Below are 15282 nucleotides of genomic sequence, written 5' to 3'. Positions count from 1 at the left end.
GAATATAACCATGAGGAGTGAGAAATGAATCTGATGCCCCCAAAATATGTAGCGATACTTCTTAGTGTGTTGATCGTAGGTTTAGGGTGTGGATATTCGATCGCAAGACTCACCATAAAGCCAGATACTGAGTTACCCATGGAACCAAATCCTGCTCCTAAAGTGGAGAGCATAGCTACACCAAGCGTTGCACAAATAAGTGCGAATTTAAAGGATAGGGATACCTTATTGCGCATATTATCAAGAGTTCATGATAGCACAGAAGGATTCGAATATACGGAGAATCAGCTAAAAGAGCTGCAGGCAAATCCCGAAAACAAGGTGTACAGCAAGGTTCTGCAGAAGTTCGTCCAAGCAAGACTAAACCAAGAAGTCACGTCATTTCAAACGATCAGTGACTCCGTAAGTCCCCGTTCATTACTCATAACGACTAACGATCAACATGCCTATATGGTTTATATGAAAAAAGATTATTCTCATGATGGGATTTGGATCGTTAGTGGTTTTATGGATTATATGCCACAAGAGAATCAAATTAATGAGACCTATACCTCGATTCCACTAGCAGGAGCACCTGGAGATGTAAAAGAGTGGGTCCAAGCATTACTGAAACAGCCGGAGTGGAAAAAAGAGTATCGTACTTTTGGTGATCGCACATATGCATTGATTAAGTCATCCTCGTCTTTTTCTGATTCGGTGGAGTTGGAGGAAGTCATGAATTCGGCAGGAGAAGTGTATATTTCCTACCAGTCGTATCAATATCCCGCGAATAGTAATATAGATCTGATCAATGATTATTTGTTGTTGGAATTAAAAGGACCAGGTATTAGGGACGTTATCTTTCAGAATACCTATTCCAATTTTCCACTTGTGGAGGGGAAGGAGCCTATACCTGGAGATGAGGGAACGATCTCGCATTTGAAGGACACTATTGTGTTGGATCAGAAATTCATCGAACTAGCTGCAATGGGTAAAATTCGCGGAGTCGAATATGGCATCGGTGCCACTGAGGCTGAAATAGTCGCAAAATGGGGGAAGCCTCATGAAGTTGGTTCTAGGCAAGTCGAATTCCAACGATGGTATAATTATGAATTATACTTCTGGCCGCCAGACCAGAAGATCGGTGCCATACGGATTCTGGGCGCTTCCGTGCCGTACACGTTGCCTCAAATCAAAAAGTCGTTAGGAAACCCAATAAGTGAAACGAATGGTGTAGATGGTATTTGGAGCTTAATGTACCAAGCTGGTGATTATGAATTGTATGTTAATGCTACAACCCCAACTGGGCAAGTTGAATCCGTGATGTTAAAAAGAAAGAGTAGCTGAACTGAAGGAGTGGAGTTGAATCAGTGAGGAGGTGCACACTTGAAGGCAGTGATCTACACGAAATACGGCAGTCCGAATGAACTGATTTATACAGAAGTGGAAAAGCCGCAGCCAAAAGATCGTGAAGTATTGATTAACGTACATGCGGCATCCATTAATTCGTGGGATTGGGATTTGCTGCGAGGTACGCCGTTCCTAGTGCGAATAGGCGGCGTTCGTAAGCCCAAATTCGCCATACTTGGAGCAGATATTGCAGGGCGTGTTGAAGCGGTTGGCAAAGCAGTAAAGCAGTTTGTTCCTGGTGATGACGTATTCGGAGATATTTCCGGCTGTAGTTGGGGCGGATTTGCGGAGTATGTGTGCGCATCAGAAATGGCATTATCGAAGAAACCGGCCCATATAACCTATGAAGATGCCGCGGCTATACCCCAAGCTGCAGTCCTCGCCTTGCAAGGTTTACGGGGTAGAGGATTTATACAGAAGGGCAAAAAGGTTTTAATCAATGGCGCAGGTGGCGGTGTTGGAACATTCGCGATTCAACTAGCCAAATTATTTGGAGCAGAAGTGACTGCAGTCGACAGTGCAAAGAAACTGCCAAAACTTCAAGCGCTTGGTGCAGACTATGTGATGGATTATAGGAAAGAGGATTACACCATAAGTGGGAATAAGTATGACGTTATTCTTGATATTGTGGGTAATCGGTCGATATTCGACTGTAAACGTGCCTTAAGCTCGGATGGACGTTATGTGATGGTGGGAGGCACCATGCCTCGGATTTTCCAAATGATGTTCCTTGGACCCCTGATTTCTTGGATAGGAACGAAGAAAATGGGACTCTTAATGCATAAACCTAATTATACGGATCAAAATGAATTGATGGCACTCTATGAGACCGGCAAATTAGTACCTGTGATTGATCGTCAATATCCATTAGGTGATGTTGCAGAAGCTTTAAGATACTTTGGAGAAGGGCAGCACACCGGGAAAGTTATGGTTCGTGTACGATGAATAAACAATTGTTTAGCTTGCAATAATCCTAGGATTCATGAGAAAAAGGCTGTTCTCAGTAGAAATGTTACTTGAGAACAGCCTCTTTATGTTGAAACGTTACGTACGGCGCATATAAGCAATAACCGTAATTGGTGCAAATATAGCCACAATGACGATAGCGCCGAAGAGTGAAATGGTGAGATCCCAACCTACCGTACCTTGATTCGCAAGTTGACGAACGGCAGAGACGAGGTGTGAGATCGGATTGATTTTAACAAACCATTGAAGCCAGTTCGGCATGGTATCAACAGGAACGAACGCGTTAGAAAGGAACGTAAGAGGAAAAAGGACGAGCATCGAGATCCCTTGAACGCTGGATGCTGTGCGAGCAATGACGCCAAAGAAAGCAAAAATCCAGCTGATCGCCCATGAGCAGAAAATAACAAGCAGCGCAGCGATCGCCACATTGGCCAAACCGCCTTCAGGTCGATATCCCATGATGAATCCCATAGAGAACGTTAATACGGTTGCAATGGTATACCGAATGGTATCGGCCAACAATGCGCCTGCAAGTGGTGCTATACGTGCAATTGGCAGTGATTTGAATCGGTCGAAGACGCCTTTATCCATGTCCTCTCGTAACTGGACGCCGGTCACGATGGAGGTTGTTATTACGGTCTGAACCAGAATACCTGGAATAATAACGGGTAAATAACTTACGACATCACCTGATATGGCTCCGCCGAAAATATAAGTAAACATCAGCGTGAAGATGATCGGTTGAAGTGTGACATCGAACAATTGCTCTGGTGTACGTCGAATCTTCAGGAGACCACGATAGGCCATTGTAAGGGAATTGCGTACGGACTGACGAAAGCTTGTGTGGTTTCTCAGATGGCGTTCAGAAACGGGTTTAATCGATACACTCATACTCTTGCCTCCTGTTTGTTACTTGTTGGCGTAGACGTCTCTGTATCGTTCTCTTGTACGCCATGACCTGTAATCGTTAAAAATACTTCATCCAATGTTGGCTTCTGTACACTCATCTCAGCCAAGTGAATGCCTGCTTCGCGCAGGGAGATAAGAAGGTCAGTCACACGATCTGCATTCGCCATCGGAGCGGAGATCTTACCAGCAACAACAGTTGAAGCTACTTTCAGCACTTGCTCAACGGTTCTGCGAGCTTGTTCAATATCTAACGGATTTTGGACGCTAAGCTGCAAGGAGGAGGTACCGACAGAAGCTTTAAGCTCATCTACAGTTCCCTCAGCGACGACGCGCCCACGATCGATGACGGCGATTCGGTCTGCGAGTTGGTCAGCCTCTTCCAGGTATTGTGTTGTAAGCAATATTGTTGATCCTGTGTCGACCAGTCGACGGATTGTATCCCACATCTGAGAACGTGTCCGAGGGTCTAACCCCGTCGTAGGTTCGTCTAAGAAGATGAGTGGAGGCTGTGCAATAAGACTCGCGGCAAGATCTAATCGGCGTCTCATACCGCCCGAGAAATTTTTCAATGGCCGTTTCGCAGCTTCAGTTAGTCCAAATTGTTCTAGTAATTCGTCTGACTTTTGACGCGCCTCTTTGCGGCTTAACCCAAGAAGACGGGAGAAGATTATTAAGTTCTCAGTTGCGCTTAACGATTCATCGACAGACGCGTATTGTCCAGTCACCCCGATCAATTGACGAACGATCTGTGACTCTTTCACAACATCGTAGCCGAAGATTTTGGCTGAACCTGCATCAGGTCTGAGAAGGGTAGCTAGCATATTGATTGTCGTCGTTTTCCCAGCACCATTCGGGCCTAGAACACCGTAAATTGTTCCTGCCTTCACATTCAAATTGACACCATCTACCGCGCGATTTTCTCCAAAAGTTTTGATAAGCCCATGCGCTTCAACGGCCCAATCACCTTGTTGCGCTAATCCTTTTCTTTGTAAAGAATCCAAAGCAATTCCTCCTAAATAACAATTGATGACGTGATTGTATCGCACATTTTTAAACTGAATGTAAACAAATGTATGTATGGAAGATGCGCCTCATTTTTTGCATACGCTCTTGTAAATAATTGGTTATATGCTACAATGAAAGATACCATTCGGTATCTTTTTTAGCCAAAAAAAAGGAGAGATGCAGCATGTCTATGAAAGAGCAATTGGAACAAGCAAAGTCGGGATTTATAGCTAGGGTACCTGTTGAAGCACAGTCACACATTTTCCGTCACATAGATGAGCAACAGCAATCAGGGCGTGTTTACGGATTAAAAGTAGGAGACATCGCTCCGAATTTTGTTTTGACCAATCCGCTAGGCGAGCAAATAACATTATACGATGAACTGACCAAAGGTCCAGTTATCCTCACCTTTTACCGCGGCAGTTGGTGTCCTTATTGCAATATTCAGTTAAGAGCGTATCAGGAAATTGTGCCAGAGATTCATGAGTATGGTGCCCAGTTGCTAGCTATTACCCCGCAAAGTCCTGACAATTCGTTAACGCAAAAAGAGAAAGAACAGTTAACTTTCCAGGTGCTGAGCGATCCACATGGACTTGTCGCTGAGAGTTATCACCTGTTATTCGAAATGCCTGATTATCTTCAACATACATTCAAACATATCCTCGGTAGAGATCTCACAGCATTCAATAAGACTGATCGTTGGATATTGCCGATTCCGGGTATTTATTTGTTAGATAGGGAGCGGGTAGTCCGCTTCACGCAAGCAAACCCCGATTTCATGACACGTATGGAGCCACAAGATCTCATCACACAATTGAAAAAGCTATAAATGGATAGGAGAATTTATCTATAGTTATCCTTTCCTTCGAATTGGTAAATCCTAATATGCTATGATGAGTTCATGCATTACGCATGGTATAGGAGGATCCCAACATGTCATTAATCAATGTTTCAAACCTAACGTTTGCCTATGATGGCAGCTATGATCATATATTCGAGGACGTTAATTTTCAAATCGATACCGATTGGAAATTAGGTTTTACAGGAAGAAATGGGAGAGGGAAGACAACTTTTCTCAGCTTGCTGCTTGGTAAGTACGAATACAGCGGACATATTTCTGCGAATGTCAGCTTTGAATATTTCCCTTTTCAAGTCAACAACAAACAAGATCAAACGTTGGATATTATCAATACGATTTTGCCAGATTATCAACATTGGGAATTAATGCGCGAGCTCACTTTACTTAAGGTTACTGAGGACGTTCTTTATCGACCCTTCGAGTCATTGTCAAACGGTGAGCAAACGAAAGTATTGTTAGCTGCTTTATTTCTGAAGGAAAATAGCTTCTTGTTAATTGATGAACCTACCAATCATCTCGATATGAATGCAAGAAAGCTGGTCAGTGAGTATCTTAATACGAAGAACGGCTATATCTTAGTGTCACATGACAGATCATTTCTGGATAATTGTGTAGACCACATCCTATCCATTAATAAGACCAATATCGAAATTCAAAAGGGTAATTTCTCCGATTGGTGGGAAAATAAGCAAAGGCAAGATCACTATGAGCTCGCTGAGAATGAGAAGCTGAGGAAGGATATCAAACGATTATCCGATGCGGCTAAACGAACGAGCAATTGGTCTCACGAAGTTGAGAAAACGAAGAATGGCACTAGAAATTCGGGTTCCAAGGTAGATAAGGGGTATATTGGTCACAAGGCTGCGAAGATGATGAAACGTTCTAAATCCATTGAGCAAAGACAAGAATCGGCCATTGACGAAAGGTCAAAGCTGCTCAAAAATATTGAAAGTGCTGAAGACCTCAAGATAACCCAACTTGCTTACCACAAAAACCAACTTGCTGCGCTTGAACATGTCTCGATACATTACGGCGAGAAAATAGTATGCCAGGATGTTAGTTTTACGATCGAACAAGGTGAACGCATTGCGCTTTCAGGTAAAAATGGTTCTGGCAAATCAAGTATAATCAAGCTGCTATGTGGTGAGCATATCGATTATACAGGAACTTTCCGAAAGGGAAGCCAACTTCAAATATCCTATGTTTCCCAGGATACCTCGCATTTACATGGTAATTTAACCGACTATGCGAAGAACAATGGGATTGATGAGAGCCTGTTTAAGGCGATATTAAGGAAGCTGGATTTTGCTAGAGTGCAATTTGAAAAAGATATATCTTCCTTTAGCGGCGGCCAGAAGAAGAAAGTGCTGATCGCCAAAAGTTTGAGTGAGAAAGTACATCTGCATATTTGGGATGAACCGCTTAACTTTATTGATGTGATCTCAAGAATGCAGATCGAAGAACTATTGCTTGAACATGCACCAACTCTTCTATTTGTAGAGCATGACAGGGAATTTTGCGACAATGTAGCAACAAAGATTATTGAGCTTTAAGGTAATTGAAGAAAAAGCTAAGCTGCGTAAATGGCGCTTAGCTTTTTTGTTTTGTTCGTTATTTTCTTATTTAATGCTATAATTAATGGCATTAATTATAGAGGTGGCGCATTTCTTTACTTCGAGTTAGAAAACCGTAGAATAGAAGATAGGCTTGGAAATTTCATTTGGAGTTGAGCAATCATGTATCTGAGAAAACTGGAAATTCAAAAGCAAGGGAATATCGAGGCTGAGAAATATCCGTTTACGATCCCATCCATCCAATCATTGACTTCCATTACTTTCGAGAAGAATGTCACTTTCCTGGTCGGAGAGAATGGTTCAGGCAAATCAACCATTCTTGAAGCCATCGCCTACCAATGTGGGTTTAACACAGCAAGTGGTGGGAGAAACAATGTGTATGACGTCGACGCAGCGCACTCCATTCTGGGGGAGCACTTACGGCTCTCTTGGATGCCGAAGATTACGAATGGGTTCTTTCTCCGAGCAGAGACTTTTTATAACTTTGCTAGCTATTTAGATACGATGCCTGAAAGCTTACCCTATTACGGTGGCCGCTCCTTACACGAACAATCGCACGGTGAAGCATTCCTCTCTCTTTTTAAGCATCGATTTGGTAAAAAAGCAATTTATCTCCTAGATGAACCAGAAGCAGCCTTATCGCCAGCAAGACAATTGGCCTTAATGCGTGTTATCAAAGATTTGGAGAAGGAAGCTCAGTTCATTATTGCTACGCATTCTCCCATACTGCTTGGATATCCCGATGCCCAGATTCTTACTTTTGATGATCAACCCATAAGTGACATCCAATACGAGGAAACGCTCCACTATATGATTACCAAACGGTTTCTAGACAATAGAAAAATGATTCTAGATGAGCTGTTCAAAGATTGATTTTGATCAGCTCATTGTCATTTAACTACTTTAGAATGGTCAGTGGTTCGAAATTCGGATAGACATACGGCGAACTTGGAGCTTCGATTTTTTCCATTTTAGTGGCGTCTATTTTGAAAATGTCGTTTCCATTGTAATGAGCATTTTGAATGGTTCCAGTGACTTTAACCCACATATCTTGGGGGTAATTTGACGCTGTGGGGAATTCCACCAAGACCCCGTAAGGAGAAGCATCCGCTGAGCAGCAACTAACCGCGAATCGTCCAACAACGAATTGATTCATCCTCATGTTGTCCTCTTCACGATATACAAATCCTGTTAACTCTATTTCCTTGCCTATAAAGTTATCCTTGAAAAGGTCAATCGTCGACAATATCTCCATGTAAATTTCTGGCTGTACGAGAATACGATCCTTTTTATAAAGAATGACTCCCATCTTGGCAAAGTCTTCGTTCCACTCATCAGGGGACTGAAATAGTTGCTCGATATCAGTTTCTGGCTGAGCAACTTGTGCAGCTTCAGGCTGACTAGCTCGCAAAGTTTGACTGCTTGTGGCTGGTTTAGGGAAGCTTGGTAAATTATACGATTCAGGACGGGGAGTCGTCATACTCGTTGTGGCAGCAGAAAGATTCATCCCTTTGGCAGCGACCATTGTGCTATTCAACGCAGTATCTGGTAGTAGGAAACCGATCATCAGTGGTAGCACGAGTAACCCATATGCCCCGATATTTCGCAGAAATGAACGCGGAGCTGGCTGACTACAGTCACAGTCTACAGGTTTACCCCAATAGGAACGAAGTGCCATGAAACCTTGAAAGCATGCAATGATATACAATACGACAGCAGCTATTTTAACGTAAATCATCATACGCGGGGCGATATACAACTGTAGTGAATCTGATTTCGTTAGGACAACAATATAGCTAGAGAAGCCCAGCAAAATTAGAGTGCGAAGAAAATGATGATAGCTTGTTTTACGCATGTGATTCAAACGAATCCCTCCTAATATGAGTTAGATAATTTGTTCCCAAAGCAGTGAGCAGATAAGAACTGTGCATGAGATTAAAAGTACTAGAAGCAAGACGAATCTGATCTTAAACACCGAAAGCAACATTAGCGTACTTTTGAAATCCAACATAGGTCCGAAGACAAGGAAAGTTAGTAAGGAACCGGATGTAAACGAGGTTTGGAAAGAGGAAGCTACGAAAGCGTCTGATGTCGAACAAATGGAAAGAATATACGCTAAGCCCATCATAAAGAAGTGAGATGAGAGGGGGCCTTGCCCAATGGCAAGTAGGCTCTCGCGTTGCATAAACACTTGAATGAGTGCGGTGAGTAGTGCGCCAAAGACAAGAAATTTACCCATTTCAAAAAACTCGCTTGAACTATGTACGAAAAATGTCATTACTTTACTGGGGTTATCACTATGGTGGTGATGATGATCATGGTGGTGATGTTCGTCATGCTGAGGTGCTTTGGACTCATGATTTTGACCTAGTCTTAATGGGCTTCTTTTGACTAGCCGATAGAGTATCAATCCAATAATGATGACGACGATGAAGGCAAGTCCCATCCGAGAGTAAGCGATGGAAGGATGATTGCGAAACGCCATAAGTGTAGCCGCGAAGACAATTGGATTAAGGATGGGGCCAGCGATAATAAAAACGACAGCGATATAAACGGGCATTCCTTTTAAGATGAGTCTACGAACGATTGGAATCATACCACATTCACACATGGGGAAAAGTATACCTATTAGGCAAGCGAATAGAATGCCAAGAACGGGGTTCCGAGGTGTGAACCGGCGAATGGTTGACTCGGGCACGAATGTTTGCAGCAAGGACGAAAGCAAGACACCAAGTAAAATAAACGGTAAGGCTTCAAGGATCAGGCTGATGAAAATTGTTTTAAAGGATTGCAAATGGTCAATTGTAAAAAAGCTGTTTAGGAAGATTGCTGAATTACTTTGCATGTTGTAGGCTCCTTCATTTACTTATACTTACTTTTAAGTGTAATGTTTACGAATAAAATCATAAGCGAATTAGGTATTTCTTGCAAGCACGATATTGACAGCGCAGAAAAAGCAAGATATATTACTCGTTGTAATACGTAAATATTACGATTAAAAGGACGCGGTTTGTTTAGGAATTGTTGGCGTTCCTAGCAAGCGAACGGACTTTTATTCATTCTATGATGTATTCGTAAAATTTACGCATAAATGTCGAGGAGTTGAGAGGGATGCTAATTGCCTCTATGCAGCAGGTGGAGTTTGGGTATGCGGATATTGCTTGTATTCAAGATGTACAATTGGATATTCAGTCTGGTGAATTCGTTGCTGTCATTGGACCTAATGGCGCGGCAAAATCAACCTTACTTAAGCTCATGTTGGGTTTAATTGTGCCATGGAAAGGTCACCTGTTTTTATCACAGACGAATTTGAGAGGAGAGAAGCTACGAGTAGGCTACGTATCCCAGCAGATCGCGGGTTTCAACAGCGGTTTTCCAAGTAATATCTGGGAGTTTGTACGCTCGGGTAGATATTCTAGGGTGCCCTTATTTAGCAAACTTCGCAAAGAGGATGAAGACGTAACCGAAACCGCCCTTCGGCAACTGGGGATGTGGGAGTTGCGCAAGCGTAGAATCGGCGAGTTATCAGGCGGTCAGAAGCAGCGTATTTGCATAGCTAGAGCGCTTGCGCAAGAACCAGATCTGCTTGTATTGGATGAGCCGACGACAGGTATGGATTATGAAAGCCGTATTGGATTATATGAACTGATGCATGTTCAAACAAAGACGCTTGGAAGAACGGTTGTCATGGTCACGCATAATCTGGAAGAGGTCTCTCCGTACATTGACAGAGTCATTGCATTAGAAAGAAAGGAGGAAGGCGGATGGAAATGCTGCACTACGACTTCATGCAACGGGCATTTTGTGCCGGTGGGCTAATTGCGATCATTGCCTCGTTACTAGGCGTTTATCTAATGCTTCGCCGACAAGCGTTAATGGCCGATATGCTCTCTCACGTCTCGTTAGCTGGTGTGGCTGGCGGTGCTTTTATCCATATTCATCCAACATTAGGCGGCTTTGTCGTGGCGACGTTAGGTGCTGTCCTTGTGGAATATGTCAGGCGGTCGTATAAATCATTTAGTGAGATCTCAGTTGCCATTATTATGATTGGGGGGCTATCTTCAGCCGTTATTATCATGAGCCTAAGTCCCAGCATGAACAAGGGGTTATCCGCGTATCTATTCGGGTCTGTCGTGGCTGTGAATGAAACAGAACTTGTACTCATGTTTATTGTGGCAGTAATCGGCGGCTTATTTTTCTTCTTGTTCCGTCGTCAACTGTACCAAATCACCTTCGATGAAGATACCGCGAGAACGAATGGCATCCCTGTAAAATGGATTTCACTTGGATTTAGCGTCTTAACAGGGATGATTGTTTCAGCAGCTATGCCCATCGTTGGGGTGCTGCTTGTTTCATCACTCATTGTTCTTCCGGCAGCCTTAGCCATACGGATTGCGCACAGTTTTACAGCTTCACTTTTGATTGCGATGGGAGTCGGGTTACTAGGTGTGTTTTCAGGTCTTACAGCTTCTTATTCCTTCAGTACACCGCCAGGTGGAACGATCGCGATCCTACTTTTGTTTTTACTCATCTTAGGTTTAGGTATCCAAAAGGCTGTAGTGCGATTTCGTAAGACAACCAATAGAAATATCATGGAAGAGCAGGCTCCAGTGCCTTTAATACAAACCAATTAGGAGGAATTTTTAAAAATGAAATCGTTATGGGTTACCAAATCACTGATTGTTACGGGTCTATCAACTGTACTGATGACGACAGGATGCGCATCTAACACCGTCTCAAGCGATGGAAAACTCGATGTTGTCACAAGCTTTTATCCGATGTATGAATTCACCAAGCAAGTTGCTGGTGAGCATGCGAATGTCGTCGCGTTAATTCCTGCTGGTTCAGAGCCTCATGATTGGGAGCCGAGTGCCAAAGATATGAAAAAAGTGAAGGAGGCCGATGTATTCATTTACAATGGCGGCGTTGAAGGGTGGGCTGAGCAAGCTTTGCAAAGCACTGCGAATACGAAGCGTGTTGTCGTTGAGGCGAGTAAGGGAATTGATCTCATTGAAGGTATACATCAAGAAGAGGAAGAGGAGGAAGAAGAAGGTCATGGTCATGAGTTGGATCCTCACGTATGGCTATCCCCGGTGTTAGCTCAACGTGAAGTAGAAGCGATCGCACAAGGACTAATAGAGGTTGATCCCACACACAAAGATGATTATCGGAATAACGCGGATAGGTACATCACTAAGCTCAAAGCGCTGGATGGAACGTTCCGAGAAGCACTTGCATCGGTGAAACATAAAGAATTCGTAACCCAACATGCGGCATTTGGTTATTTGGCCAAGGAATATGGTTTAACACAAGTACCCATCGCTGGTCTTTCACCGGAAGAAGAGCCCGCACCAGACAAAATGGCAGATATCATTGAGTTTGTGAAGGAGAAGCAAGTCAAAACGATCTTTTTTGAAACGTTAGTGGATCCTAAGGTTGCAACAACGATTGCCAAGGAAATCAATGCACATACAGATGTTCTTAATCCACTTGAAGGTTTGACTGCTGAGGATAAGAAGAATAACCTGGATTACATAAGTGTCATGACGAATAATCTCCAAGCATTGAAGAAAGCGTTAGATGAATAACAATAAATGGTTATGTAATGTGATGCAAACTGAAGTTTGCTTTTTATTTGTAGCATATACGTAAAATTTACGAATAAATAAAAGGAGTTCATTATCCATGCAGACAATACCTGTAACAGTACTAAGCGGTTATTTGGGAGCCGGGAAAACTACGTTGTTAAACCATGTTCTCCATAATCGAAATGGCTTGAAAGTAGCCGTCATTGTGAATGATTTAAGCGAGGTTAACATTGATGCTGATCTCATCAGACAAGGCAACGGATTCTCTCGAACAGAAGAAAGCTTAGTTGAAATGTCCAATGGTTGCATATGTTGCACCTTGCGCGACGATCTATTGAAGGAAGTTGAACGACTTGCCAAGGAAAACAAATTTGATTATATTCTGATCGAATCGACTGGTGTTGGTGAACCGTTGCCTGTTGCTCAAACCTTTACCTATTCGGACGAAGAACAAGGTATAGATCTTTCCCAGCTGTGTCGATTGGACTGTATGGTGACCGTTGTAGATGCTTACCGATTTTGGACCGATTATTTCTCAGGTGAAACACTTCTTGAACGTAGGCAAGCTATTGGTGAAGACGACACGCGTGAAGTTGTAGATCTGCTGATTGATCAAATTGAATTTTGTGATGTGCTTATTTTGAATAAGTGTGATCGGCTGGAAGCCGAGGAATTGAATGAGCTTGAAGGTGTGCTCCGGCTATTACAACCGAAAGCAAAGTTTATTCCTGCCATACACGGTCAGGTAGATCCTGCTGAAATTCTGAATACACAGCTGTTTAACTTCGATGAAGCTAGTAGTTCTCCTAGTTGGATGCGAGAATTGGAGAAAGCATCGCACACGCCTGAAACGGAAGAGTATGGAATTACTTCGTTTGTGTATGAAAGAGTTCGCCCGTTCGAGCCTTCACGACTAATGACTTGGATGGCAGATTGGCCAGCAGAAATCGTCAGATCCAAAGGGATTATGTGGTTGGCAACGCGCCATAATTACGCTCAAAGCCTCAGCCAAGCTGGGCCATCTATCCGGTTTGGTCCTGCGGGCTATTGGATTTCAGCGCTTTCTGAAGAGGAAAGATTAGCTGTTTTGGAAGAGGATGCCGATACATGCACACATTGGGATAACACCTATGGGGACCGAATCAATCAAATTGTTTTCATTGGCATAGATATGGATCGTCATGGAATTATGGCATCCCTTGATGCCTGTTTATTGACAGATGCTGAGATGCTCGCAGATTGGAAAGAGTTCCGCGATGAGCTGCCTAATATCATCATGGAAATCGAGGAAGAATGTGTCCTTTAGTTTTATTGTGCTGAATGTTAGTGAACTCTTTGCGCAGCGCTGAGAGCCAGTGTTCTACCTCAACGGGAGCACGCCGCAGAAGGAGCGCGACTGCATGATTGTGCGGTTCGAAGCCGCTGACTGCGAGGAGCCGAGTATTTTCGTGCTGTCGCTAAAAGCCGGCGTCGTCGCGTTAAACTTGACCGCGGCGAATCAACGTGTTCCACTTCGACCGCTGGTGGCACCCGCGGTCGAGAACCAAGCAGCACCCGCGGCCTCTCGCGAATGGACATAGCGCCCCAAAAGGGCGCTATTAGTCTCTGTTGGCTGCGACTGCGGCGGCTTTGCCCGACTTAAGGCCCGAAAAGGGCCTTATCGGTACCCGTGGCCGCTCGCGAACGGACAATAGCGCCCCAAAAGGGCGCTATTAGTTAGAACAATCTCCTAGCCGTAACAAAACGCTTCTTCCATTTCTCGTCGAAAGCTGTGAAGTGGACGCCATCCTCTTTGGAATACGTTTGAAGGATGCGTCCATTGCCTGCATAAATACCTACGTGACCGATATCTAGCCCGCGTGCCGTGAAAAAGAGGAGATCCCCTTTGCGAATGTCATCAAGCTTGACTTCTTTCCCTTGCAGCGCTTGGTCGTAGGAGACGCGAGGCAAATCCTTCGACAATACGTGGTCAAAAACATATTGTACAAAAGACGAACAATCGAACGTATTCGTTTGTCCCGAAGCAGCACCAAACTCGTAAGGTGTTCCTATAAATTTGGACCCGAAAGTAATTAAAGCATCCGCTTGTTTTATCGCTATTGACGTGTTCGTGTAATCCGAATACTGCGGAGCAGAGGAGATGAAACCGATAGTGCCGTCTTGTGCTTGTACCTCTAACCAATCTGGATTGATTTCACGAATGACGTGGATTTTTTCTGTTTTTGCAAGCATACGAAGAATGTGGGTATCGTCATCTTTAGCTGGCGTATCGCGCAAATTGACACCATATTGGATCGTGGTTTCATTGTCGTGTACAGATGAGATTGTAATCGAGCGGGAGTAGTCATGCCATTTCACGAGATTACCTAGCGTCTCACTAATAAATCGCAGTGGCATCATCGTGAAGCCATCAATAATTTTGCCAGGTAGGGGCAGCTCCAGCCGTTCTTTATTTTTATATGCAAATGAGTCACCAATTCGATAAGTTACTGTAGCGCCATCTTTTACAGCTGTCACCGTTCGCGTGTTCTCATCCCATGAAATTGTAGCACCTTCCGCTTCAAAAAGGGCTCTCATAGGCACGAGGCTATAGCCTTCTTCAATCACAGGAGGTGTCTGAAAGGACAGAGGAAGCCCATCCAAAAACACAGTAGGCGACGCATTCTCCGCAGCCTTTACAGATGTTGCATGGAGCAGGATCATGCTCAATAACGCAATATGGGCACATCGAAAGATTTGTTTTCTAATTCGCATACTTGTCGTCCTCAACTTTCTGTTAATGCCTATATATTTCGTTTAGCAGAATTTCCTTGAGTCCGTAGGGGATGGTGGTAAAGAATGGGAGAATTCAATCGTTATTAAAATAAAGAAGACTGCCCTAGAGTAGACGAATCTACTTGTCGGACAGCCTCTTTGACGGTGCGTTAATTGATGGAGCTCTTGCCTTGAACCTTACTTCGCTCGGTAACTACCTCATCACATCATTGCAGTA

14 protein-coding genes and 1 pseudogene are annotated in these 15282 nt (G+C 43.6%); 10 read left to right on the top strand and 5 right to left on the bottom strand.

Translation table 11 applies throughout. The annotated features are described in order from the left end of the window. Positions 1-24 precede the first annotated feature (24 nt). Positions 25-1326 (top strand): DUF4309 domain-containing protein, encoded by a 1302-nt coding sequence (locus ACSQ8O_RS26800; protein WP_436244150.1) that lies wholly within the window; start codon positions 25-27, stop codon positions 1324-1326. Between the two features lie 48 nt (positions 1327-1374). Continuing rightward, positions 1375-2334, top strand: a complete 960-nt coding sequence (locus ACSQ8O_RS26795) for an NAD(P)-dependent alcohol dehydrogenase (protein WP_436244960.1) — start codon at positions 1375-1377, stop codon at positions 2332-2334. 99 nt (positions 2335-2433) lie between these two features. Here ACSQ8O_RS26795 and ACSQ8O_RS26790 read toward each other — a convergent pair whose 3' ends face one another. After that, on the bottom strand, positions 2434-3246 hold the full coding sequence (locus ACSQ8O_RS26790; protein ID WP_056621616.1) for an ABC transporter permease: 813 nt from the start codon (positions 3244-3246) through the stop codon (positions 2434-2436). Next, complete coding sequence (locus ACSQ8O_RS26785) at positions 3243-4265, bottom strand: ATP-binding cassette domain-containing protein (protein WP_436244149.1); 1023 nt, start codon at positions 4263-4265, stop codon at positions 3243-3245. The genes ACSQ8O_RS26790 and ACSQ8O_RS26785 overlap by 4 nt, the downstream gene beginning before the upstream one ends. A gap of 188 nt (positions 4266-4453) precedes the next feature. Between ACSQ8O_RS26785 and ACSQ8O_RS26780 the strand changes: the two genes are divergently transcribed. From ACSQ8O_RS26780 to ACSQ8O_RS26770, 3 genes are all read left to right on the top strand, one after another. Next, positions 4454-5098 carry a peroxiredoxin-like family protein gene (locus ACSQ8O_RS26780; RefSeq protein ID WP_436244148.1) on the top strand — a complete coding sequence of 215 codons (645 nt, stop codon included), beginning with the start codon at positions 4454-4456 and terminating at the stop codon, positions 5096-5098. 104 nt (positions 5099-5202) lie between these two features. Beyond that, entirely contained in the window at positions 5203-6681 is a 1479-nt protein-coding gene (locus tag ACSQ8O_RS26775) for an Lsa family ABC-F type ribosomal protection protein (protein ID WP_436244147.1), read from the top strand. 183 nt (positions 6682-6864) lie between these two features. Further along, complete coding sequence (locus ACSQ8O_RS26770) at positions 6865-7575, top strand: AAA family ATPase (RefSeq protein WP_436244146.1); 711 nt, start codon at positions 6865-6867, stop codon at positions 7573-7575. 25 nt (positions 7576-7600) lie between these two features. Here the strand turns inward: ACSQ8O_RS26770 and ACSQ8O_RS26765 are convergent, their stop codons facing one another. Then, complete coding sequence (locus ACSQ8O_RS26765; protein ID WP_436244959.1) at positions 7601-8557, bottom strand: TIGR03943 family putative permease subunit; 957 nt, start codon at positions 8555-8557, stop codon at positions 7601-7603. A 30-nt stretch (positions 8558-8587) separates the two neighbouring features. Then, positions 8588-9547 (bottom strand): permease, encoded by a 960-nt coding sequence (locus tag ACSQ8O_RS26760; protein ID WP_436244145.1) that lies wholly within the window; start codon positions 9545-9547, stop codon positions 8588-8590. 266 nt (positions 9548-9813) lie between these two features. On the opposite strand from ACSQ8O_RS26760, the gene ACSQ8O_RS26755 reads away from it, so the two are divergent. From ACSQ8O_RS26755 to ACSQ8O_RS26735, 5 genes and pseudogenes are all read left to right on the top strand, one after another. Next, positions 9814-10521, top strand: coding sequence for a metal ABC transporter ATP-binding protein (locus tag ACSQ8O_RS26755; protein WP_436244144.1), 708 nt, complete (start codon positions 9814-9816; stop codon positions 10519-10521). After that, on the top strand, positions 10467-11336 hold the full coding sequence (locus tag ACSQ8O_RS26750; RefSeq protein WP_436244143.1) for a metal ABC transporter permease: 870 nt from the start codon (positions 10467-10469) through the stop codon (positions 11334-11336). Before ACSQ8O_RS26755 ends, ACSQ8O_RS26750 begins: the two co-directional genes overlap by 55 nt. Before the next feature lie 15 nt (positions 11337-11351). Then, a complete protein-coding gene (locus tag ACSQ8O_RS26745) occupies positions 11352-12290 on the top strand; it encodes a metal ABC transporter substrate-binding protein (protein ID WP_436244142.1) in 939 nt (312 codons plus the stop codon). 97 nt (positions 12291-12387) lie between these two features. Beyond that, entirely contained in the window at positions 12388-13596 is a 1209-nt protein-coding gene (locus ACSQ8O_RS26740) for a GTP-binding protein (protein WP_436244141.1), read from the top strand. A 43-nt stretch (positions 13597-13639) separates the two neighbouring features. Further along, positions 13640-13858: pseudogene (locus ACSQ8O_RS26735) on the top strand (helicase-related protein); the annotation flags it as partial. A 148-nt stretch (positions 13859-14006) separates the two neighbouring features. Here ACSQ8O_RS26735 and ACSQ8O_RS26730 read toward each other — a convergent pair. Continuing rightward, entirely contained in the window at positions 14007-15044 is a 1038-nt protein-coding gene (locus tag ACSQ8O_RS26730) for a stalk domain-containing protein (protein WP_436244140.1), read from the bottom strand. Between the last annotated feature and the right edge of the window lie 238 nt (positions 15045-15282).

This window comes from Paenibacillus sp. LjRoot56 (genome assembly GCF_964253335.1).
GTDB lineage: Bacteria > Bacillota > Bacilli > Paenibacillales > NBRC-103111 > Paenibacillus_E > Paenibacillus_E allorhizoplanae.
Note: the sequence above shows the minus strand (reverse complement) of the source record. Positions and strands in the feature narration are given on the sequence as shown.